The sequence below is a fragment of the Moorena sp. SIO3I8 genome, assembly GCF_010692325.1.
In the GTDB taxonomy this organism is placed as follows: domain Bacteria; phylum Cyanobacteriota; class Cyanobacteriia; order Cyanobacteriales; family Coleofasciculaceae; genus Moorena.
In genome coordinates, this window is record NZ_JAAHHW010000007.1 from 34,767 (window position 1) to 58,836 (window position 24,070).

General features: G+C 44.0%; 13 protein-coding genes. 7 read left to right on the forward strand and 6 right to left on the reverse strand.

All coding sequences use genetic code 11. From position 1 onward, the window contains the following. Positions 1-15 precede the first annotated feature (15 nt). Entirely contained in the window at positions 16-5,343 is a 5,328-nt protein-coding gene (locus tag F6K51_RS05050; protein ID WP_293018566.1) for a caspase family protein, read from the reverse strand. A gap of 92 nt (positions 5,344-5,435) precedes the next feature. Between F6K51_RS05050 and F6K51_RS05055 the strand changes: the two genes are divergently transcribed. From F6K51_RS05055 to F6K51_RS05070, 4 genes are all read left to right on the forward strand, one after another. Further along, a complete protein-coding gene (locus F6K51_RS05055) occupies positions 5,436-5,840 on the forward strand; it encodes a CU044_2847 family protein (RefSeq protein WP_293018567.1) in 405 nt (134 codons plus the stop codon). A 94-nt stretch (positions 5,841-5,934) separates the two neighbouring features. Further along, on the forward strand, positions 5,935-6,408 hold the full coding sequence (locus F6K51_RS05060) for a hypothetical protein (RefSeq protein ID WP_293018569.1): 474 nt from the start codon (positions 5,935-5,937) through the stop codon (positions 6,406-6,408). After that, positions 6,323-7,810 carry a terminase family protein gene (locus tag F6K51_RS05065; protein WP_293018571.1) on the forward strand — a complete coding sequence of 496 codons (1,488 nt, stop codon included), beginning with the start codon at positions 6,323-6,325 and terminating at the stop codon, positions 7,808-7,810. The genes F6K51_RS05060 and F6K51_RS05065 overlap by 86 nt, the downstream gene beginning before the upstream one ends. A 76-nt stretch (positions 7,811-7,886) precedes the next feature. Next, the gene (locus tag F6K51_RS05070; RefSeq protein ID WP_293018573.1) at positions 7,887-8,033 is read left to right on the forward strand and encodes a hypothetical protein; all 147 of its coding nucleotides are present in this window, start codon (positions 7,887-7,889) and stop codon (positions 8,031-8,033) included. 140 nt (positions 8,034-8,173) lie between these two features. Here the strand turns inward: F6K51_RS05070 and F6K51_RS05075 are convergent, their stop codons facing one another. Beyond that, on the reverse strand, positions 8,174-10,339 hold the full coding sequence (locus tag F6K51_RS05075; RefSeq protein ID WP_293018575.1) for a pentapeptide repeat-containing protein: 2,166 nt from the start codon (positions 10,337-10,339) through the stop codon (positions 8,174-8,176). Positions 10,340-10,492: 153 nt separating this feature from the next. Here F6K51_RS05075 and F6K51_RS05080 point away from each other — a divergent pair, with 153 nt between their 5' ends. After that, a complete protein-coding gene (locus F6K51_RS05080) occupies positions 10,493-10,690 on the forward strand; it encodes a hypothetical protein (RefSeq protein WP_293018577.1) in 198 nt (65 codons plus the stop codon). Between the two features lie 51 nt (positions 10,691-10,741). Here F6K51_RS05080 and F6K51_RS05085 read toward each other — a convergent pair whose 3' ends face one another. Further along, the gene (locus F6K51_RS05085) at positions 10,742-12,850 is read right to left on the reverse strand and encodes a pentapeptide repeat-containing protein (RefSeq protein WP_293018579.1); all 2,109 of its coding nucleotides are present in this window, start codon (positions 12,848-12,850) and stop codon (positions 10,742-10,744) included. Positions 12,851-12,951: 101 nt separating this feature from the next. Between F6K51_RS05085 and F6K51_RS05090 the strand changes: the two genes are divergently transcribed. Next, entirely contained in the window at positions 12,952-13,164 is a 213-nt protein-coding gene (locus F6K51_RS05090) for a hypothetical protein (protein ID WP_293018581.1), read from the forward strand. A 1,187-nt stretch (positions 13,165-14,351) separates the two neighbouring features. Here the strand turns inward: F6K51_RS05090 and F6K51_RS05095 are convergent. After that, positions 14,352-16,421, reverse strand: a complete 2,070-nt coding sequence (locus F6K51_RS05095) for a ShlB/FhaC/HecB family hemolysin secretion/activation protein (RefSeq protein WP_293018583.1) — start codon at positions 16,419-16,421, stop codon at positions 14,352-14,354. 178 nt (positions 16,422-16,599) lie between these two features. Next, on the reverse strand, positions 16,600-17,427 hold the full coding sequence (locus F6K51_RS05100; RefSeq protein ID WP_293018585.1) for a calcium-binding protein: 828 nt from the start codon (positions 17,425-17,427) through the stop codon (positions 16,600-16,602). Positions 17,428-17,781: 354 nt separating this feature from the next. Between F6K51_RS05100 and F6K51_RS05105 the strand changes: the two genes are divergently transcribed. Beyond that, positions 17,782-17,943, forward strand: a complete 162-nt coding sequence (locus tag F6K51_RS05105; protein WP_293018587.1) for a hypothetical protein — start codon at positions 17,782-17,784, stop codon at positions 17,941-17,943. A gap of 49 nt (positions 17,944-17,992) precedes the next feature. Here F6K51_RS05105 and F6K51_RS05110 read toward each other — a convergent pair whose 3' ends face one another. Next, complete coding sequence (locus F6K51_RS05110) at positions 17,993-23,812, reverse strand: filamentous hemagglutinin N-terminal domain-containing protein (RefSeq protein WP_293018588.1); 5,820 nt, start codon at positions 23,810-23,812, stop codon at positions 17,993-17,995. Between the last annotated feature and the right edge of the window lie 258 nt (positions 23,813-24,070).

Here is a 24,070-nt window from a genome sequence, read left to right on the forward strand (position 1 = left end):
ACTGATCTTAATTTATTATTGCCATTTTGGGGCGAACTGTAGCGGCACTTTTTTAGGATCTTTATCTATTTCCTTTGTATGTGGATTGAGGTCGATGTCAGGATTGAGTTTTTGCGCTTCTTGATAGGCAGAAATAGCCTCCTTTATTTCCCCGTTTTTTGCTAGCAGCATGCCCAGTTTTACCTTCCATTGTGCAACTAACTGTTGCGCTACTTTTTTAGGGTCTTTGTCTATTTCCTTTGTATCTGGGTCAAGGTCGATATCAGGATAGAGTTTTTGCGCTTCTTGATAGACAGAAATAGCCTCCTCTATTTTCCCCTTTCTTGCTAGCCACCTACCCAGTTTTACCTTCCATTGTGCAGCTAACAAGTGCGCTACTATTTTAGGGTCTTTGTCTATTTCCTTTGTATATGGGTTGAGGTCGATGTCAGGATAGAGTTTTTGCGCTTCTTGATAGACAGAAATAGCCTTCTGTATTTTCCCCTCTATTACTAGCCACCTACCCTGATTCACCTTTTCTTGTGCGGCTAACTGTAGCGCCACTTTTTTGGGGTCTTTATCTATTTTCCTTGTCTCTGGGTTGAGGTCGATGTCAGGATTGAGTTTTTGTGCTTTTTTAAATTTTTTAACAGCAGCCTTGACATTTGGCTCTTTTTGTAAAACAAAAGCTCTACCAAGTCTTACCAGAAACTCTGCTTTCGCTTTATCTTCCCAATCGGCATACTTGAGACAAGCTTCTCCTGCTTTATTGTCTTGATTATTTTGAGGTGCAACGAGGTGAGGATGAAATTGTAGCTTATCACATCCCTCTTTTAACCAATCTTTCCAATTTCCACCCCGCCACAACCGCACTGTTTTGTCCCTACTGCCACTGAAAATCTGTTTGCCATTTGGACTAAAAGCAATCACATAGACAGCACTTGTATGACCTTCTAATGTATGGAGAGGTTGACCGGTTTCTGTGTCCCACAAACGTAAGGTGTGGTCATCACTGGCACTGATAATCTGTTTGCCATCTGGACTAAAAGCGATCGCATTGACAGAACTAGTATGACCTTTTAGTGGATGAATTAGTTGACCGGAATCTGTGTTCCACAAACGTAAAGTGTGGTCATCACTGGCACTGATAATCTGTTTGCCATCTGGACTAAAAGCGATCGCATTGACAGACAATATATGACCATATAATGTATGGATTAGTTGACCGGAATCTGTGTCCCACAAACGTAAGGTGTGGTCATCACTGGCACTGATAATCTGTTTACCATCTGGACTAAAAGCGATATCAGTGACAAAACTGGTATTACCTTCCAAGGTATGGAGAGGTTGACCGGTTTCTGTGTCCCATAACCGCACTGTGTTGTCCCAACTGCCACTGAGAATCTGTTTGCCATCTGGACTAAAAGTGATCGCATTGACATAACTAGTATGACCTTCTAGTTGATGGATTAGTTGACCGGAATCTGTGTTCCACAAACGTAAGGTGTTGTCCCAACTGCCACTGAGAATCTGTTTGCCATCTGGACTAAAAGCGATCACATTGAACCTACCTGTATGACCTTCTAGTGGATGGATTAGTTGACCGGAATCTGTGTCCCACAACCGCACTGTTGTTTCCCAACTGGCACTACTGAGAATCTGTTTGCCATCTGGACTAAAAGCGATCGCATTGACAGACAATATATGACCATATAATGTATGGATTAGTTGACCGGAATCTGTATCCCACAACCGCACTTTTCTGTCACTACTGGCACTGCTGAGAATCTGTTTGCCATCTGGACTAAAAGCGATATCCTTAACCGTACTTGTATGACCATATAATGTATGGATTAGTTGACCGGAATCTGTATCCCACAACCGCACAGTGCTGTCTAAACTGCCACTGAGAATCTGTTTGCCATCTGGACTAAAAGCGATATCAGTGACAGGATATGTATGACCATATAATGTATGGATTAGTTGACCGGTTTCTGTGTCCCACAAACGCACTGTTCTGTCCCAACTGGCACTGATAATCTGTTTGCCATCTGGGCTAAAAGCGATATTATAGACCTTGTCTGTATGACCATATAATGTATGGATTAGTTGGCGGGATTCTGTGTCCCACAACTGCACTGTGTTGTCTAAACTGCCACTGAGAATCTGTTTGCTATCTGGACTAAAAGTGATCTCAGTGACAAAACTAGTATGATCTTTTAGTGGATGGATTAGTTGACCGGAATCTGTGTCCCACAACCGCACTGTGTCGTCACTGCCACTGAGAATCTGTTGGCCATCTGGACTAAAAGCGATCTCAGTGACATCATCTGTATGACCTTCTAATGTATGGATTAGTTGACCGGTTTCTGTGTCCCACAACCGCACAGTGTTGTCTCTACTGCCACTGAGAATCTGTTTGCCATCTGGACTAAAAGCGATCTCAGTGACATCATCTGTATGACCTTTTAGTGGATGGATTAGTTGACCGGAATCTGTGTCCCACAACCGCACTGTGCTGTCTCTACTGCCACTGAGAATCTGTTTGCCATCTGGACTAAAAGCGATCTCAGTGACATCATCTGTATGACCTTCTAATGTATGGATTAGTTGACCGGAATCTGTGTCCCACAACCGCACTGTGTTGTCTCTACTGCCACTGAGAATCTGTTTGCCATCTGGGCTAAAAGCGATCTCGGTGACATCATCTGTATGACCATATAATGTATGGATTAGTTGACCGGTTTCTGTGTCCCACAAACGCACTGTTTTGTCCCTACTGCCACTGAGAATCTGTTTGCCATCTGGACTAAAAGCGATCTCGGTGACAGGACGTGTATGACCTTGTAAAATATTCCTTTCTTGAACCTTATCTAAGGCTGCCAATAAGCTAGAATGAACTTCATTGATCACCTTTGGTTGTAAGGATTTTTTGTAATCTTGAATTTTAGCGGTTGATTCAATAGCTTGGAGCAATTCTTTTGGAGTAGGTTTTACTGATAGATAATACTTGATCTTGGCAGCTTTTGCGAGTAAGTCTGAGTTAATTGCCTGTTTAAGAAATTCTAAACCAAAAATAGCGGCAATAATTGCGACTATGATAACTAATCTCAACCCAATCCTAAGTTGCTTCTGATTTTTATCTGCTAATTGACGAGCCTTTACCTCTGCTTGACGTTTGGCTTCAGACTCCTCTAGTAGTTTCTGTTGACGTTGTTTTTCTTGGTCAAGTATGCGCTCGCGGACTTTTTGACTAACCTTAATAAGTTCTTGTGCATCACTATTAAGCTGACCCTGGTAAAGATGTTTAGCGAGATAATCCTCAGCCTTAATTAATTTGGCTCCCTGTAGTAAAAAAGCAATTTCTTCTGGCTTACCTTCCCTTTTCCACTCTTCAGCCGCCGCTTCAATCTTACGGGCTATTCTCATCCCATCCCGATTTTCACTTATCCAACTCCGCAACAGATTCCAATGACGAATCAAAGCTTCATGGGCAACATCCACTACTGCTACTCTCTTTACTCCTCCTCCTTTACCTACCATTTCAGTGGTAACAACTAGCTTTTCATCAGCCAATTTCTGAACTACCGTATCAATCAGTTCTTCGTTATAGCGCTGATTCACTAAATTCGCCTTCAATACTCGTCTGCGGGTATCTTCTGTACCTTCCCCCAACTGGGTCAGTGCTAGAAAAATATGCTTAACAGCTGCTTGTTCTTCTTCAGAAAATAGCTCATAGACCTCAGTCGCCCGTTGACGCAAAGTACCCATCACACCACCTAATTTGACATAGGTGTTGAGCCGCAAACAGTTATCAGTGCTTTCTTCCCACAGTCGTGTTAGGGTATATTGCAGTAATGGCAGATATCCTGGCGCATCGGCTACATCTGCCAGTATTTCGTTCACCAGTTCTGGCTCAATCTCCAATTCTACCTGTTTGGCTGGTTCTACAATTGCCTGTTTTAACTCCTCTGGTGACATGGGCGTAACTGTCACCAAATTTTGTTGAATCTGCTGTGCTAATCCGCTATAGTCCTGTTCAAGACATTTACCAAAAAAGTCTGCCCGCATCGTCAATACCAAGCAGAGTTTATCCCCGGTTTTAGGTAAAGCTCCTAATAAGCATTCAAAAAACTGTTGTCTTTCTGAGCTATCCTGACACAAGGTAAAGGCTTCTTCAAACTGATCAACTACCAGTATCACCCGCTGGGTATTCATCACAGAAATTAATTCTGTCAACCCTTCAGAACCCTTTTTAATCAAACCCTTGGCTTGAGCGAATTGAGTCCCCCGTGCGATATCAGATAATTCAGAATCTAAAAAGCTTAGTGCTAAAGAATTGAGGGGATGTTCACCTGGTTGAAGGATTTTTATCTGCCAACTTTCACTACCCGATAACCTCCGTCCCAGTTGTAACTGATATAATAATCCCGCCCTAACTACACTAGATTTCCCACTACCAGACGCTCCCAAGACAGCGAGAAAATTACCAACACGCACCTTTTCCAACAATTGATCCGTTAAGGCAGTACGACCGTAGAAATACCTGGCATCTTCTTCCGTACAATCAAAATAAGCTAAGCCTTTATAAGGACAGATATTTTTTGCTGAGGTAGCCAATTGTTTTGTTGCTGCTGTCCATCTACGAGTCAGATTAATCGGTTCACCAGAATTACTAAAAGTAGGACGCTGGGGAAAAGCATTCTGTTCTTGAGTGAGTAGATCAACTAAGGAATAGTTAGTTACCCACCGCTGTTGGCTTGGTTCTAATCCCTTAATCAGCGCAGAGGTGAGAACACTATGATTACTACCAATGTCTTCATAGGCCAGTTCAAAGGCACGAGAAGCAGCAATGAAACACCGGTCTCTGCCTTTACCCCGGTCTCCAGGGTCGGCTTCTGCTATATTTAGTACTTCTCCGGCATAACAGCAATCCAAAATAATAATCTGCTGCCTTACTTCACTGTCTTGTAACAGTCGTCGCAGCCATTGTAAGGATAAACCCCAACAACCCATGTCCGGGTTAACATCACTAGTGGCCAAAAAGCCTTCTTGTATCCCCTTGCTTTTTCGTAAACCATGCCCAGAAAAATAGAGTAGCGCTGTATCTGGGGGTTTCCCATTTGGTTTGAACAATTGTACTATGGCGTCTTCTAACTGAGTTAGAGTGACTTTGGTCTTTTTACCAACGCGAATGGTATTGTTCTGCTTATCCTTAACTGCCGGGAGTCGCGTTACCTTAAAGTCTCCGTAATTCTCTAGTAATTGGGCTACAGCTTCTGCATCCTGCCCAGGTGCCGTTAAACTCTCGAAGCCTTCATAGCTATAGGTATTAATCCCTATTACTAAAGCATTCCGACTCATAACAACCAGCTTTTTTTAGACAAATAGGTGCTTAAGAGGGATACAATTGTTTGATCGGTCTTTCCGGGAAATAGTTCAGGAAATATTCTGCTATGACACAATTAACGCCAATTCAGCTAGAGGATGGCACAATTATTTATGTTGAAGCTACAGAAGATTTAGACATTCCTACGGTAAGCAGTCCAGACAACCAAGACGAAGACGAAGAAGAAGAAGAAGCTCTCACCGACAAGGGCATGAGTCCTCCTGAAAAACTACGACAACAAATAATACAACACGCTCAAATCATTGAAGGTACGATTCGGGCTTATACTATTATTGGCTTAAATGCGTTTAAGAAAAAGCCAATACCTAATGTTAAAAAAGTTACCCTAGAATTTGGGATTGAATTAGGGGGAGAAGCTGGTATTCCTTATGTTACCAAAGGTACGGCTAAAAGTAATCTTAAAATAACAGTAGAGTGTGAGCTTCCTAAGCCAATTGAAAATAAAACTTAGTTAAGAAAAATTACGCGATCGCGTCCCATCCTGTGTTGAATTCATGTGTCTTTTGTTAAGTTAATTTATTGACATGAGTAGTTGAGAGTCTGTAATGCGCAATCTGTCAAAAGACGAAAAATACGAGTTTATGGTGATGGCGATCGCTACCTATATGGCTAGGGGTAGTGAGGCTGCTGTCAGGGAATTCGGGGTTACCGCTAGGACAATAAGACGTTGGAGAAAAAATGCCAGAGAAGAAGCCAGCGGCAAGATGCAGTCAGACATAGATATTGCCAGACAAGCCCTAGAGAATTCTTGGGTCAGAGACTGTAAAAATCCAATACAGGTAGGATGTAAGCAATTAGCCAAGAGAATGGAAACAGCCAAGACAGCAGAAGATGCTAAAGTCATTGATTCCATTGCCAAAGCAGTCGATATCTGCGCCAATATTGTAATGGAAGGCGGAATACTTTACTCTTCAAAAAATAGTAAACATTGGTATGCGTACCGCAAGATCTCGGATAAACAAGCTAAAAAGGCAAGCGATCGCGGAAATATTGTCCGAGGAAGATGGGACGGAGAATAAACCAGATGCCTTGGACTCGTTCATTCCTATGCCTGGGGGACAGACAGAATTCGTTAATGCAATTCGGCATAGCCAACACTTGGTGAACGTCCAGGGGTTGAATTACCGGGGTTATTACCTCAGAGGAGGCATAGGTTCAGGGAAATCAAGAGCAGGAGCCTACTACTGTTGCTACAGAGCCAAATTAGATCCATCGGCTCGTGGACTGATTTCGGCCAACGAATATGGGCAACTAGAGACATCGACATTGGTTGCATTGGCTGAATTCTGCCAAGACTTCTCTATCCCACTATCCCCGGTGGGTAATACTCCAGAAGAGACGGCCAGGATAATAGCATCTAGGAGATTTTGCACAATCTACCAAGCCCCATTTTTGGTACTGTCTGCCAATAAATTTGATGGTGGTACCCTCAAGGCACGCCAAGGGGCACGAGGCATAGAAATTAGGACGGCATGGTTAGATGAATGGGCGTACAGTTCCCGCATGGCGTTTCAGACTCTTGTTGGTCGGATAGGGCGTGGTAAAGGCAACTTACCTGGACAGTTCGTAATCACTTCATCCATTAACCGTAATGACCCGTTTAACTGGGTTTATGACATGTTTGTGGATCCTGAACGGGAAGAGAAGTTAAAACAAATGTACTATTCTATTTGCTGTTTGACCTCTGATAACACTTCCTTAGATCCTGACTATTTGCGATCGCTAGAAGCCTCCTACCCACCAGAACTAGCAGCCCTAGAATTACGTGGGGAATATGTTGCCGTTACCATTGGTCTAATCTTCCGTTATTTCAAGCGATCGCAGCACTTGGATGGGGGTATCGGTGTTCAACCCAATATCCCTCTGCATTTGTCTTTTGACTTCAACCATTCCCCTGCCTGCGCGATCGCCGCTCAAGTGCCAGGCGTTCAGGAAGTGTCGGCTACCCCAAATCGCATTTATGTCATCAAAGAATGGCACCTAATCAACAGTGATACATTTGAACTAGCAAAGACAGTCACTGACTGGGTTAGGCAATTTGATTTTCAATCTATCTTTGTCTACGGTGACGCCTCTGGGAGTGCTAGAACCGCCAACAGCAAAACCACCAACTGGTCAATAGTAATGAGCAATTTGGCTGGCCTACCATGGCGGCAAAGATGGGGCAAAAGCAATCCCTCAGTGATTGACTCCATTCATTCCTGTAACTCTTTGTTCTTTAGCGATCGCGTCCTGGTCCACCCTAGCTGCAAAGAACTTATCAAAGACTTTGAAAGCCTGAAGTTTGACCAAAATGGCAAGGTGGACAAGTCAGATATTTTGCGATCGCATTTGGCCGATTGCTTTCGGTATTTGTGTCATTCACTTTATCCGATTCCTGGCGGCAACCAATGGCACACTTCCCTTGCTAGCTGGGGTTAACACTATTAGACGATAGCAGTTGACAATTATAGCTTTTTCTACCCTAATATCGCTCGTAGAGCATGAATCCCCTAGTGTGTCTTTGCCTACCCTGTCCATTACAGAGATTAATTTGACCACTTTACGACTAGCAGAAGCCGTGGCTTGTACATTTCCAAGCCTAATCGACCAAATTACCGCACTTCTTAACGATCGCCTAACCGCTGGAGACTTTGTAACCTAGAAGCAACTAAACGAGTTGACCGCTTTTTAGGCTCTTTGGTATAAACCTCTCCGGTTAGTAGATTCTCAACGGGTGCATCTCACTCTCGCAATTAGGCAAAAATTCTTATAAAACCCCCGCACTTCCCACTTTAGGGAAATCTAAGCCTCCGCCCATCCCTCAATGGTAGCTACCAAAATGTTAACTAGGGGATGTTTTATTGTTTCCTTGAATGCTTCCACTCCTCCTGATTTTAAAGCATTGATTACCTTAGCTTTTAGGGTTGGGTTATTCTTTATTTCTTCAGCAGCCCTGGCTACAACTGTTAACTTTTCAATCTCAGTACTGGTGGGATTAGTCTGGGATAATTGGTTGAGAAGTTGCTGGATTTCAGCTGCTGCTTCAGCTAAGCTTTGGGTTTGCTCTGATGTAAAATTAGTAGTATTAAATTGTCTAGCATTGTCGTTAGCAACAGCAAAATTAGGATTAGTATTAACCTTAGGATTAGTAGCTTGACTTTGGTCTACATTAAAATGACGTGAATTATCTGACATATCACTCTCCGATTTAGCTGTATTTGTAAGATTGATTATAGGATTGGATGACTGATTGCTAGTGAAAGCGGCTCTAACAATTTCCTTAAAATCCTGATTATGACTTCTTTCCGCCTCTAGCAGAGCAGTTTGTTTCGCTGCTTCCAGTCTAGCCTCATAAACTTCAAAAAATTGTCTTTCAACCTTACCCTTATCTATTGAGTCTGGAATTTCCAAGGTAAGTAAAACATCATTTCCTTTCTTCTCAATTGCTTGAATTGAATCACCATTAATTTCAGGGTTTTCCGCCATTAATTCTTGAAAGGCTTGACGAAATGCTTCTGGATTAACCCCATTACGCAGAAGAATCTGCACCGTATTCATAATCTGTTTATAAAGCTTGTCAAAATCCCCTGGTTTAAAAACCCGATTAGGGTCATGGGGACGGCGCTCTCGACTTCCCATATCATTGGGATTCTCTATTAGAAAAACATACTGACAATCAATATTAGTCAAGGTAGTTGTTGAATCAATATTCCACGCTTCTAAACAAGCTCCCGTCAAATAAACATGAGTAAAATCCGTACCAACGCAATTAGCTTCAGTTAAATTAGCCCATTCTAAATTAGCATCCTCTAAAGTGGCTTCGCTAAGATCAGCGAGTTTTAGATTAGCCTTATTTAAATTAGCCCCTCTTAAATTTGCGCCTCTAAGATTGCCTTCAACATAAGACTTATTATAACCATTACCACGAACCAATAATTCTCTGACAGCTGTATCAGCTAAGATAGTTTTACCAGGTCTAGCTCGGTCAAGCTTAATAGTATTTTGCCAACAAGTATGAGTGATAGTAGCCTCCCTTAAATCTGTATTTTTAAGAATAGCTCCCGTAAAATCAGCATCGGTTAGGTCAGCCTTGTAAAAATTTGTACCTCCTGTAGCAGCACAAGCAATAGCAATAGTGCGAATCCAGGCATCTCTGGGGTCCCCTTTTATAGCACGTATTCCCAGGTAAGTGCCAATTAAGCTTCCGGGTAAGACTGGGACTATGCCTAAGGATTCGGCTAAGCCTAAGACTCCGGCTAAGTATCCGGTTGGCATTGAGAATGACAACAAGTATATTTTGGAGGTTACGACTCCGGCTAAGGTTAAGGCTCCGGCTAAGGCTACGGCTCCGGCCATGGCTAAGGCTATGGCTCCAGCTACGGCGAAGGTTACGTATCCATTTATGGCTTCGAATTTGTCTATGGCTAAATATAAGGCTCGAGCTATGGCTCCAGCTAAGCTTCCGGCTCCGGCTAAGGCTACGGCTCCAGCTACGGCGAAGATTACGTATCCACTTAAGATGAAGGTTCCGGCTATGGCTATGGCTACGGCTATGGCTAAGGCTACGGCTATGGCTACTCCAATACCTTGACGAATGGAAACAGTAAAGAAGACAATTATTGCAACCAAAGCTATCCAGCCCAAGACTTGCGCTTCTACGTCGTTATTGATAAATATTGATGACGCTAGTAAAGTCCCACTTAAAAAGCTGATAAATCCTGATAGTCCTAACCCTATCCACGAAACCAACAAAAGAACAATTACCCACCTTTTCTGTAATCCTGCCTTGGCCTTACAAAATTTAGTTCCCTTTAGATTAGCATTCTTAAAATTAGTTCCTCTAATATCCGCTTCACTAAAATCTGCCCCGGAAAGGTCTTTACCTTGGAATGACTGACCTCTAAGATTTACCCTGCGGAAATCCCTTTCTCCTTCTGCATATCGTCTCAGAACTTCATTAGCTTTCATCAGCCACAATTATATATAGTTGAAGTGAAGGCTGGAGCGCTCCTCGATGTAAACTACAGTCGATGAATCAGGATTCCGGAAATATTTACGTAGGAATAAATTTACTTGGGCACATAGGTTCCCTCAAAACCCTGCTACTGTCCCACCCCTGGGATGCGCTACGCACAGCCAAAGGCGATTGGTCATAGGCCACGCTACGCGAACGCACCAGTACCAAGAACCAACATCCCAATCCGAACGCGATCGCACCTCAATACAAGTGTTAACAAATTGCGATTGGCCTATGGCCACGCTACGCGAACGCACCATTCCCTGTTCCCTACTCAGGTGCATCTCAACCCATACAATTAGGTAAAAATTCCCACACCCCCCACACTTCCCACACTACACTGATAACTTACCCTAAGCCTCCGTCCATCCCTGAATCGTAGCTATCAAAATGTTAACTAAGGGATGGTCTATCGCTTCCTTGAAAGCTTCTACTCCTCCAGCTTTCAGAGCATTGATCACCTTAGCTTTTAGGGTTGGGTTATTCTTTATTTCCTCAGCAGCTCTGGCTACAACTGTTAACTTCTCAATCTCAGTACTGGTGGGATTAGTCTGGGATAGTTGGTTTAGGAGTTGCTGAATTTCAGCTGCTGCTTCGGCTAAGCTTTGGGTTTGTTCTGATGTAAAATTAGTAGTATTAAATTGTCTAGCATTGTCGTTGGCAACAGCAAAATTAGGATTAGTATTAACCTTAGGATTAGTAGCTCGGCTTTGGTCTATCTTAAAATGACGTGAATTATCTGACATATCACTCTCTGCTTTAGCTGTAACATCAATAATATTTTGAATAGGTTTATTAGCTTCACGCTTAATAATATCCCATAAATTAGCACTTTGCTCACGATAAATTACTATCTGTTCATCTTTGGCTTTTAGTTCTGCTTTATATTTTTCTTCCATAGCTTTGAGGGCAAGTTCATAGTTTTGCGTGAAGTCACTATGAATCTTTTCCTTATTCGTGTCAGGGGGAACACTTACCTTAACAACAACTACACCATCCCCTTTATTTTCAATACTCTGAATAGCTAGTTCGGTATCTTCATTCTCTACTTGGACTTTTTTGAAAGCAGCAATAAAAGCTTTCCAGTCAACACCGTTACGGAAAATGATGTCAACAGTATTTAAGACCTCTTGGAATAGCTTGGTAAATTCTCCTGGTTGAAATTCGCCACTACTTGGACGACGCTCACGGTTATCTGTTCTAGGCTCAGGGTTTTCTAACAGATAAACAAATCGGCAATCAACATCTTTTAGCTTAGTGCTACTTTCAGTGTTCCAAGCTTCCAGACAAGCACCTGTCAAACTAGCTCCGGTAAAATCTGCGCCAACGGCATTAGTTTCAGTCAGGTTTGCCCATTCTAAACAGGCTCCATTGAATGTGGCTTGACTGATATCAGCTTCCTTAAGATTAGCATAGGTAAGATTAGCTTTGATCAGGTTTGCCCCTCTGAGCTTAGCACCAGCATAAGATTTTTCGTAAGCATTTCCAGTGACGAGTAATTCCCGAACTACTGGGTCAGCCAAGATGGTGTCACCGACTCTAGCGCGGTCAATTTTTTTGGCTTTGTACCAACAGGTACGAGTAAGAATAGCCTTTCTAAAGTCTGTACTTTTGAGGATAGCTCCTGTAAAGTCAGCGTTGATTAAGTTAGCACCGCGAAAGCTTGTGCCTCCGATAGCAGCAAAGGCAATAGCAATCGGACGAATCAGAGCAAACTTTTGATCTTCACCTAAGACTCGTTTAGCCATGTAAGCACCCTGAATAGCTCCAAGCCCAATTGCAGCGATATTTACGACCAGGGCTACTATCCCAGCCTTTGTTTCAGGTACAGTGGCAATCATAGTCGCAGTTTCAGCTCCAGCTACCGTAGCAGCTACAGCGATGATGCCCATCACAATTGCAGCTCCATCCCCAGCTACAGTTATAGCTGCAGCTACATTTGCACCAGCAGTCACAGTCACAATCATAGTCGAAGGAACACTCATAGCCAGAACTACAGCCCCACGGAGATTTCCTAACATAGCTAAAGTGACAGCTAAAACTGCACTCATAGTCAAAACCACAGCAGTTGCCACTAGAAACGCTAGAAACCCATATCGGATATTGACTATCGAGCTGACCGCTAACAACAGCAAGACCATCACAGCAGGCTCGACAAATTCAGGAGCCAAAGTGGATGGAACAAAAATACTAGAAGACCCCGATACCAATCCTATTAGTGCTGATAATAAAAATAGAATTGTTACTAGCAGAATTAACCATTGAGGTTCCAGTCCTCCCTTAGCACCACAGATTTTTGCTTCTCTAAGATTGGTATTCGTAAACTTTGCCCCTCTAATATCCGCTTCACTAAAATCTGCCCCTGAAAGGTCTTTACCCTGAAATGACTGACCTCTGAGATTTACCCTTCGGAAATCCCGTTGTCCTGCTGCATATCGTCTCAGAACTTCTTTAGCTTTCATCAGCCAGAATCATATATAGGAAGGGGGACAGGGAACAGGGAGTAGGGAGTAGGGAACAGGAATTTCCATAATTCATTGCTCCTCGATGTAAACTACAGTCGATGAATCAGGATTCCGGAAATACTTACGTGGAAATAAATTTCTTCGTGTTCTTTATTCCCATGGTGCTTCACCTGATCAGGAAAGGATGTATTACTGCTATATGCGATGCCCTAAGTAACCAACTATACAGTGGTCACATAAACTCCCCTCACAACCTTGCCGCTGTCCCGCCCATGCGATCGCGTAGCGTCGGGCTTTGCCCGAATCGCTGATTCTATGACAGTGAAGACAACTCAAGATCAGGAGTTTCCATCGCGGTAAAGCAAACCTGACCGTAGCTCAGAAAACTCTTTTCCCATAGGCTAGGCGATCACTCTCTTCCAAAATTGCCCACAAGAGGCTTAACACCAAATCCGTAGAGTAGACCTGTCACTAATGCTGACGGCCAAATCAACATCAAATCAGGCAATGTTGAAAGGGAGGGGGGTGGCGCGCAACTTGGGGGGTGGGATTCTTCTTGCTGAGTCTGTGGGGAAGAAGTTCTAGTCTCGGTTTTTTCAGCCAGCGGAGTATGGAAGAAAGTGAATGGTGTAAAAGGTATAAACAGGGTGTTGACCTATAATCAGCGGAGCCTGAAAAAACAGATTAGGGATAAAGGGGGGGAAATCAAATTGACTCCCTGGCTGCTCTTCTTCCGGAAAAGTTGGGTAGAAATTTCAAAAAAAATGGGAGTGAGTGCTCTTAGAGCATCTCACTCATACATCTAGTGTCTTTCTTCTATATATAGGATTGTTTGCAAAATGTAGCAAACTGGTTTGCAATATATAGCAAACTCGTTTCTTAGATTCAGTAAACTTAACATGTCTAGACATAGGGGTTTTAGCCAACTGGTTGGTCAGATTCAGCAAACTAGACAAATATTCACAATATGTCTAGACATTTGCAAGACAGGATAGGGATTCTCCTACGGAGACGCTTCGCGAACGCTGTCTCGATGCCTGGCTGTTTTGTCTACCTGACTGAAACCCACTGCAAACAGGACATAGTACTGGCACAATGCTGTTGTTTTTATACATGTAGCAATGTTTTATTACCGCCAAGTGTGGTTATCGACACTAAGAGTCTAACACTACTAATCTCAGCTCATCCCCCTAGTTGGCCAAGCGTATCCAGAGAGATTCACTTTTTGACTTCCATTAATGGCTACAATTGCTCTGAAGCTTATCTGATGGTGGTTTTGATAAAATTACATATAGATGGTTATAGGAATGCGATTGACCTACGGTCACGCTACGCGAACGCAAAAATAAACCCCTAATAAACATGGGTACAGTTTCCCTGAAGCAATTGCTGTAACCCGAATTTGAAAAGGGTGTTATGGGTTGTTGAGCACATTAGTATGGAGGAATTTCAGTGAAATGCGATCGCATAGACTTTTGCTCAAAACTCAGCTGCGAACCTACAGCTGATAGCCCAATGAAACGTGGAAACCATTCTCTTGTAGGGAATTTCCCCGGTTGTTGACCTCAATCAAGGGGATACCATAGTCTAGGCGCAAATCTAAACCAGAGATAATTTGCGATCGCAAGCCTAGTCCCAAGCTAGCAATGGTGGCGGGGTCAGGGTCAGGATCTAGATTATTCCAAGCTGTACCGATTTCAAAAAAAGGGGCTATTTGTAGTTTGCTAGGGTCTGAGGTGAGAGGAATTCGGAGTTGTACCGAACCCAGGATACCGTTATCAGCAACCAGTTGGTTTTGTCGATAGCCTTTGACTGTATCCACGCCACCGATACTGAAGCGTTCTAGGGAGAGCAAAGAATCTGGGGTTAACTGAGCATTAATTTGTGTGATCAGCGTCGTTCTCGGTGACAACTGTTGTACCAATTGGAATTGTCCCAACCAGCTAAAGAATCGCCCGTCAGTCCCAGTATTGTTGATAGTTGCATCAAAGGCACCCAACCCAAAACTAAACTGAGAGCGAGCAGCTAATATGCGACTAGGGCTACTACGGTCTATCCAATCTTGAGAAAATCGCAATACCGTTACCTTGGATTCGCCGTCTTCTGGGCCAACTGAGAAAGAAAAAGGTTCCCCGAGTAAGAAGGTTTGACTGCGACGCAAGTCTAGGGCTAAACTCAGAGCAAATTCACGTTCTGAGGAGCGGAATATCGGTTGCCGAAAACTGACAGAAAAGGTGCGAGTTTCGCTTTCGATATCAAGCTCGTCGAATTGATCTTCGATAATGCTGCTGTCGCTGTTGTTGTAGCGTACACTAAGGGTGCCATTGTAGGGATTGACGGGGATAGAATAGTTGATATCGTAGAGGTCTAGCCCTTCGGTAAAGCTGTATTGAGTGGTGAAGCGATCGCCAAAACCCAAAAGATTATCATGGGCAACAAACAGCCTGGTTTGTAGAGAACCAATGCTGGGAGATTGGTTGTTGGCGGTAGAAATACCAGCGTGAAAGGCAGAGGCTTCTTTGAGTTTGACTTGCAAAATATTGCTACCAGAGCCACTTCCTGCAGTTAACTCCGCATCCACTTGATTGAGCAAAGGGTCAAGTTGCAGCAGTTTCAGGGCTTCTTCTAAGCGGCTTCGATTTAATGGTGGGTTAGTGGCCACTTCAAGGCGACTGCGCACATATCCTTCCCGCAGACGGTTTAATCCCTCCAGTTCAATCCGTTCTAAGTCACCCTCAACCACCTGGATTTTCACAACACCTTTGCTAAAGTCTTGGACCGGCAAAAATGCGCCAGAGGTGATGTAACCATTTTTAATGTAGAGCTCAGTAATGGCAGAACGCAGTTGAAGCAACTCCTCAAACCTTACTTCACGGTTCTCATATTGGTTTGTTTTATCTGCAATTTCTTCTTGCAAAACCGTATTTCCCAACACCTCCACTTCTGTGACAAAGAATGGCACAGTGGATGGAGTTGTAACTTCAGGGAGTTGGGGAGAGGAAGGAATTTCCAGACTTGGATCCGGTGGTGATGCTGGAGATTCTTCAGGAACAGGAGGAGGTAAATCGGATGGGGTGGGAATGGTTTCCTGAATTCTTTCAGGGGTTTCGGTGGGAAGGTTCACTCCTGGGGGTGGATTAGACTGAGCCACTGCTCCCATAGTTAGGCTCACGATGGTAGTAATGCTAGAGCCTGAAATTACAACAATCGATTTCAGTGTATGATACATAGTTTCAGCTTTGTTAGCATTGCTGAATCTTCGGATGAATAAGAGTGGGGTGGGCATCCTGCCTGCCTGGGAATGAAACAGGTAAGATGCCTGTTCGGAAATGAAACAGGCAAGATGCCTGTTCGGAAATGAAACAGGCAAGATGCCTGCTCGGAAATGAAACAGGCAAGATGCCTGCTCGGAAATGAAACAGGCAAGATGCCTGCTCGGAAATGAAACAGGCAAGATGCCTGTTCCACTAAGATGCCCGAGGCCGGAAACAGGCAAGATGCCTGTTCCACCAAGATGCCTGGGAATGAAACAGGCAAGATGCCTGTTCCACCAAGATGCCCATGCCACAAAACTATTAAAATTATCCCGTATTTATAGCACTACGTATTCAGAGGACATTGATACAAGCAACAAAAGCGGTTTTAGTCAACTTTTGCATGCATGGCTCTTGCCTTGGGCGTAGTGCTATATCTATCCCAATGCTTCCCCCAACCCCCAGAGGCTAAAGGTGTTTTTGGAAAGAGTCTTAAACGAAGTTAAAGTCCCAATAAATCACAACATTAGTGGTGTCTTCTACTACACCGATAAGATCGTTCTTATAGCACTTATCATAGTCATGAGGTACAAAATTCTTGGTGTTAGGGAGCAGGGACTTCGGAGCAGGGAGCAGGGAAGAGAGAAGAGGCAAGAGGCAAGAGGTAAAAAATCCTGTGTACCTCATAGCTATAAGACAAGAGGTAAAAAATCCTGTGTACCTCATAGCTATAAGAAACGCTATATAGTAAATCAAGGTATCCTTTGCACTGCTGCCAGACCAGTTTTGGAAGCTCAGTGAGTAGTCACTGGAACTACCATAAACCTGGAACTTATCTCCCTCAGACCAGTAGAAGTCGGTAATTGTGGTATAATTGAGGCTGTCATAGCCGGAACTGCCACTTAAGTAATCGTTTCCAGAGTAACCTAGAAGGGTGTCGTTACCTGAGCCACCATAGATATAGTCATGGCCAGTCCAGCCATCCAGATAGTCGTTACCACTCTGACCGTAGAGCTTATCGTTGCCGCTATTACCATATAAATTATCGTGTCCATAGTAACCAAAAAGGGTGTCGTTACCTGAGCCACCATAGATATAGTCATTGCCAGTCCAGCCATCTAGATAGTCGTTAGCACCCTCACCGTAGAGGTTATCGTTGCCGCTATTTCCATACAAAGTGTCGTTCTTCGGACCGCCAATCAGGGTATCATTGCCGCCATTACCCGTCATTGTCCAAGACTTCCATTTCAAGAATATCCACCAACCTTCCTTGTGCGCTTGAAAGTAATTGTTAGCATTGTTACCGATGTAATTTCCCATGGTTTTTACTCCTGAGAGAATTTAATTGTGTAACTTCAAAGGGTTATATTCAGTCAATAAATTCTAGATAAACCCAATGTCTAAGCCTTAAATTTTGCTACAATTTGGTCGTTTAGTGTGCAAAAAAAAAAAATTAGTTAGAGATAATTTGTTCAGCAACTGTATTAGCTTGTTGCTTAATTTTCATAATAAACTTAAGTCTTTTAGAATTCATTAACCGTATCTACCAATGTGATGACTTGGATAACCAAGACTCATGGCAATATTTAGTCAGTGGGATTGCTGAAAACTACATATTGGTAATCAAAAAGAGAGGCTCACTGGATTAGAGCCTCTCTCCCCTTGTCTACCAAGATGATGCCGCAAATTTGGACAAGACCTGGGTACAATTCAGTCAGTGGGATTGCTGAAAACTACATACTGCTGATTGAAGCGTTTACCCTGTTGGGTGGTGCGTTACGGGACGGACTATCCCAATACTGGCTACTGATAAAATCAGGGCTCGCCCGTCCCTAACGCACCCTACGCACTCAAACCTTTTGCCCAAAATTCCTCACCCCCAGCCTCAAGAACATTCCCGCCCCATCACTAGGCGTCCATTTGGCAGTTGATAAACCCCCGTTGCTTCAACAATTGGGTCACCCTTTTGCCAAGGACGAGAGGCACTCTGACTCGGTACGGTGCGTACCTCTCCAGTGGGATAACGTGAAACTGAAGCATCCCCAGGGCGGGTGGGTAAGTTACCACCACCGGTAATGATGAATTGTCCCTCTTGTTCACTGGTTCGGACAATGCAGCTATTGGCTAGTAGATTGTCGGTGTCAATCAGATTGTCCGGTAACTCTGTCAGGCTGTTTTCGATAAAATCGAGGTTGGGTAAAGTGATAACCCCATCGACTGCCCCACTAGCATTGATATCGACTCGGTTATTATTATCTAAAGTAGCTGGGTCAGTGCCTTTTGGTGCTGGACGGAAGGCAAAGCCGAAGAAGATGGGGGTTGTGAACTTAATATTGCCTCCTCGGCCATCACGGGCAAAGGCTAGGATGTCACTGTCAGCAAAGGCAATGAGGGAGTCAGTGGTGATGGTGATATTTCCCCCGTTGTCAGCACCGCTGAAGACACTAGTGGTGATGTCACTGTCACCCCGTAGCCTAATATTTTTGGCTGTGATATCGATAGCACCTCCGGCAGATTGAGTGGTAGCAGTAATGATATTGCCGTCAGTAGCTGTTAACCTGTCTGAGACATTGATCTCGATGTTGCCAGCGTCGCCTTCTCCTTGACTTTGGGCAGATATCTGGCCTCTATCTGTGATGGTTAAATTGGAAGTAGTAATTTTCAAGTCTCCGGCAGACCCTGTTGAACCTTTCAGTACTTCTGTAGATATAGTACTGGGAACTTCGCCATCCTTAGAAACACCAGTTACTTCTATAAATTCTGAGGCATTGATGGTTATAGTTCCTCCTTTACCTGCATTTGCGGTTGCTGCGCCAATGCGTGAACCACTGCGGACGCTCAGTTGGTTGGTTGTAATATCTATATCCCCGGCATTTCCGGAAGCATTAATAGAAGTAGCAACAGGACCAGTAATTGTATCTGCCGAAATTACAGCTCCCTCCTCAAGAGTTATTCTGCCAGAATTTAAAAATAAGTTTCCTGCATCACCATGTCCGAGAGTAGCAGTCGCTATGCCTGCCTGACCTTGAATCTCGATAGACTCGGTAGCAGTTATACGTAACTCTCCGCCTTTTCCCTCAGGCAAGGTACCTTGTGCATCATTTTCGTCACTTAAAACAGGTCCTGAGATAATTCCAGCTCCATTCTGAATGACTAAACTACGAGTAGTAAGGCTTAAAGTACCACCATCACCAGTCCCAAAAGTTGCTGTTGTCAAACCTGTAGCAGTTTGAGCTGCCTGGCGAATTGAGTTTGGGTCTAGAGGGTCAGGATTAAATACTATTGATTGATTGCCCCTTAGTATAACAGACTCGGAAGCATTGATGGTTAAGTTCCCTGCTTTGCCACTGCTACGTGTTTCTGTCCCTATTCCAGTATACCTATTCAATTCAGGTCGGTCATTTTGTACAACCAATTGCTGAGTATTAATGGTTGCGTTGCCAGCATTGCCAGTCCCATATGTCTGGACAAGCAATTTACTACCATTGGTTATATTGATGGAATCAGAGGCATTAATGTTGAGATCTCCTCCCAAGCCATCTCCACGAGTTATCGTCGATACTCTCGTCCCAGTAAAGGAAACGGATTGAGCCTTGATATTAATGTCACCAGCCTTAACAGAGCCACGAGTTTCGCTAATAATGCGCTGATTTTTTGCTATGATTGCACCGTTGCTATTTAACGTAATATCACCCCCTGCAACATCGCGACCACGAGAATCAAGAGAACCAAGGTTAAGGTCACCGTCAGCAGACAGGGTTATCGCTCCGCCACTGCCAGAGGAAGATGTCTTGAGAATACCTGCCGTAGTATCGATACTACCATTGGTGCTGTTGAGGGTAATCGAGCCACTGGGATTAGAAATATCCTGAGTATTAATGTCTCCGATGGCCTTGAGTATCAAGCTTCTTTCTTGATTGGAAGGGTCTATATCACTAAGGCTACCGCTTTGTGCGATCGCACCACCAGAAGTAATTGTTACATTACCAGCATAAGTTGAGTTGAGTAAGTTGGTAGAGTCACTTTCGTTGATTGAGATGTTACTCCCTTCAAATTTAAGATTCCCAAACTGATTCTCTGAGTTGTTGAGAGTAATATTGCCATTCTTAGCATTGAAGCTAGCAGTACCGCTAACATTTAGAGAACCATTTTGGATAATTTCGGGAGTACCTGTATCGAGGCGAGTTGGGGGTGCCTCAGTATTTATTCTCAATACGCCGCCAAAGGAGTTTCCAGATTGAGCTAATTCAATCGCTGTACTTTCGTTAAAGGCTTCATTGTTGTTGAAAGTCAGTCTTTTATCTAAGCTGTTCACCGTTAGATTGCCAGAGATAGTTTCGGCATTTAGGGTGATCAGTCCCACGTCAGTGATAATCACATCCCCATTGGGCAAGGTTCTTCGAGGCAAAATATTATTGTTGCCAGTAGGGTCTATATTTTCACTAGGAGCGTTTGGATCAGTGTTCCCTGCTACTTGTAAGATTTCCCCAGGAGCTTGGAAAATTGGTCCAGTAGAGTTAATCGTAAAATCACCACCAATCAGGGAGTTACCGATGATGCTGGCATTACTGTTAGTAATTGTGACATTGCCAGCGTTGGGGAGGGTAGTGGTGAGGCTGGTATCTCCTACAACAGTTAATGATGCTCCTATATCTTGAGTAATCATGCCTCCAGAGGTTAAGTTCAAGTTACCAGTGGCAGAGGAAGTGATCAGATTTGTCCCGTCACTCTCACGGATAGAGACATCATTACCGGTGAAGGCAAGATTACCAAACTGATTAGCTGGTTCATTGAGACTAATATTGCCAGTGTTGGCGTTGAAAGTAGCGGTACCACTGACAGTTTGAGGTCCAGTTTGAATAATGCCGGGGGTACCTTTCAAAAAGATGGCATCGGTGGTGGTGTTAAACCGGAGGGTACCGCCAAAGGAATTGTCTTGATTAAGAGTTATGGCAGGGTTAAGAACCTGGTTAAAACTGACAACGGCTGCTGGTAGGCTATTTACTGTCAGGTTACCTGTGACGGTGTTGGCCTCTAGGTTAACTGTTCCCACCTGAGTAATAATCAAATCCCCATTGGGTAGGAGAGTCTCTTGAGAAAAGTCACCGATAGTGTTAATTAGGGTTTGGCTACCTCCCCCATTGACTGAGATCTCTCCAGCGACTTGCAAGGGTTCGCCGGGAACTTGAGTAATTGGTAGACCAGAGTTGAGAGTGAAGTTGCCCCCAATAATGGAGTAACCAACAGTGGTAGGTTTAGTGTTGGTAACACTGACATTACCTGCATTGGCTAGAGTGCTAGTGAATAAGGCATCCCCATTCACAAACAGACTGCCGCTAGTTTGGGTAATGGTACTCCCTAAAACACTAAGATTACCACTACCTGTATTGATGTCATTGTTAAAGGTAACGTCGCTACCGGCAATGAAGGTCAGGGGGTTATTGTTAGTGTTAATCGCTCCAGTTGTTGTAATCGTCCCGCCTGTAACTGGAGTTTGAATCGTAGTAGGACTGTTGAAGGTAGCAGGCAAAATAGCGATCGCACCGCTGCTGTTGTCTCGCCCAATCAGAATCTGGGCAAACCCCTTTTGTAATGTGTTGAGTTCGCTGCTGTCTAAATTTAAGCGGGCATCAGTAGTAGTGCCACCGATAGTGATGCCCAAAGTAGGGTCAAGGGGCTGTAGCTGAAGGCGGCTGGTGCCTGTAATTTTAGCCACATTACTAGCAATAGTAATTTCATCAGCAGTGAGGGTGATGTTTCCAGTGCCAGTAGCTTCAATTGCACCTCCATCACCAAAGAAAATCCCCTCACTGTTATTGCCAATGCCGGTAATAATGCCTTCTAGGGTAATGTTTCCATCTTTTCCACTCACTCTGGAACCATTACCATCAATTCGTATGCCTTGATTTCCAGAAGTTCCAGCAGCACTTGTACCCTCCAAAGTGATGGCTCCAGTACCCGTTGATTTAATTACACCACCAGAGTTAATGACAATACCTGTATTGCCGCTTCCAGTGCCGTTTCCAGTACCTGTTAGTCTAATATCCCCATTTTCTGAACTAATGATCGTGTTGTTGGTAACATCAACCCCAATACTATCATCCCCTCCGATTCCACCATTGCCAATTAGAGTAATCGTCCCTAGCCCGGTGGTTTTTAATTGGCTATTGCTAATGCCGATGCCATTGCCAGTGCCATCAGCTATTCCCGTCCCCTCTAATTTAAGATTGCCACCTCCAGCGTTGATGTTAGCATTGTTAAGATGGTGTCCCCACCCGTTGGAATTCGTCGTTCCCCTGCCCAAACTACTAAAATCACCGCCATTAGTATCAATATCAATCGTGCCATCTAAAGTAGTAATAATGATAGCGCCTGCTCCGCTATTGTCACTATCAGCCAACAGCTCTATATTCAACTGACCGCTATTGGAAGTAATATCAGCGTTGAGAACAATATCGTTTTCTGCCTGCAAGGTAAGAGTTGCGTCTCCACCTTCTGTCTTGCAAATTAGTGCATCATTATTCTGAGTAATGTTACCTTGATCAGTGCCACCGATACTTGTTGAAATTGTGACGTTGGTACCTCTATTCAGGGCATCATTAATATTAGCAACATTAACTGTATTCGTACCAATAGCACCGCCACCCTTGGCGAGTGTGATATCAGTGGGATCGATTAACCAAGTGCCACCACTGCCATTAGGAGCACTAGCATCGGGAGTACTGGTGAGATTAAGAAACTGTTTGCCAGAGGTTTCAATAAATCCCCCATCACCGGAAACAGTTCCTCCCCTTGCTGTAAGGGTTCCGTGAACGGTTGCTGTCTGATCCGCCCAAACAATCACCTTGCCCCCATCCCCATTGGTCAAGGCATCGGCATTAATCGTTACATCGGAGCCAACAAAGGTATGTACTGCATTGGGAACGGTGCCATTACCCTGAAAGTCTCCCCCAATCAATACTGTACCGCCACCGGTGTCAGAGGAGACATCAATTCGGGCATTATCCAACAAGCTAACCTGATTTCCGAGAACCTCAACCCGGCCACCAGCTGCTGTCAGGGAGCCAGTGCTAGTTACCGTACCACCGGATAAGCTGAGCGTTTGTCCCGAACCAACTGCCAAATTCCCAGCATTAGCGATCGCACCAGCTTGATTCGTCCCATATTGCAATCCCAAAGGCACACTCACCGTTAACAACGAGGAATTGTCCGGATTGGCACTAAAGGATGACCCATCCCCAAAGGTGATCGAATTCGCTGTACTCGCCACAAACGAACCCTGAATATCCAGTTGAGCATTGGCTCCAAAGATAATCCCATGGGGATTCAGTAAAAATAGATTAGCAGCACCATCGACTCCCAAGGTGCCCAAAATACTTGAGGGATTAGTGCCAGTCACCCGTGAAATAATATTTTCAATCCCTGCTGGATTAACAAAATAAACCCGTTGTAACTCCTCAACATTAAAATCAGTAAAACTGTGAAACAGATTTGCCCCTCGTTCTGCTCCACCTTCTATCAAATCCGCTAGCCCTCCCCTAACCTGAGCATCAGGCGTGACCCGAGAACTTTCAGCCCCTAAAGTCGTATCTGGTGTAACCTCAGCCAAGGCTTGATGTTTATCAAAGGGAAAAAACACACCGAGCGTTAAGCAACTGGCTACTTTCAATAAGCCACAGCAACGACCCGAAGATTGATTAACCATGGAATTATTCTCCTTGCTGTAAGCATTCAGCGGTCAGCGGTCAGTAGTCAGCGGTCAGCGGTCAGTGGTCAGTGGTCAGTAGTCAGCCGTCAGTGATAGCTGAAAGCTGAATGCTGAAAGCTGAATGCTTAAAGCTGAATGCTTAAAGCTGATAGCTGAAAGCTGAATGCTTAAAGCTGATAGCTGAAAGCTGAATGCTTAAAGCTGATAGCTGAAAGCTGAATGCTTAAAGCTGATAGCTGAAAGCTGAATGCTTAC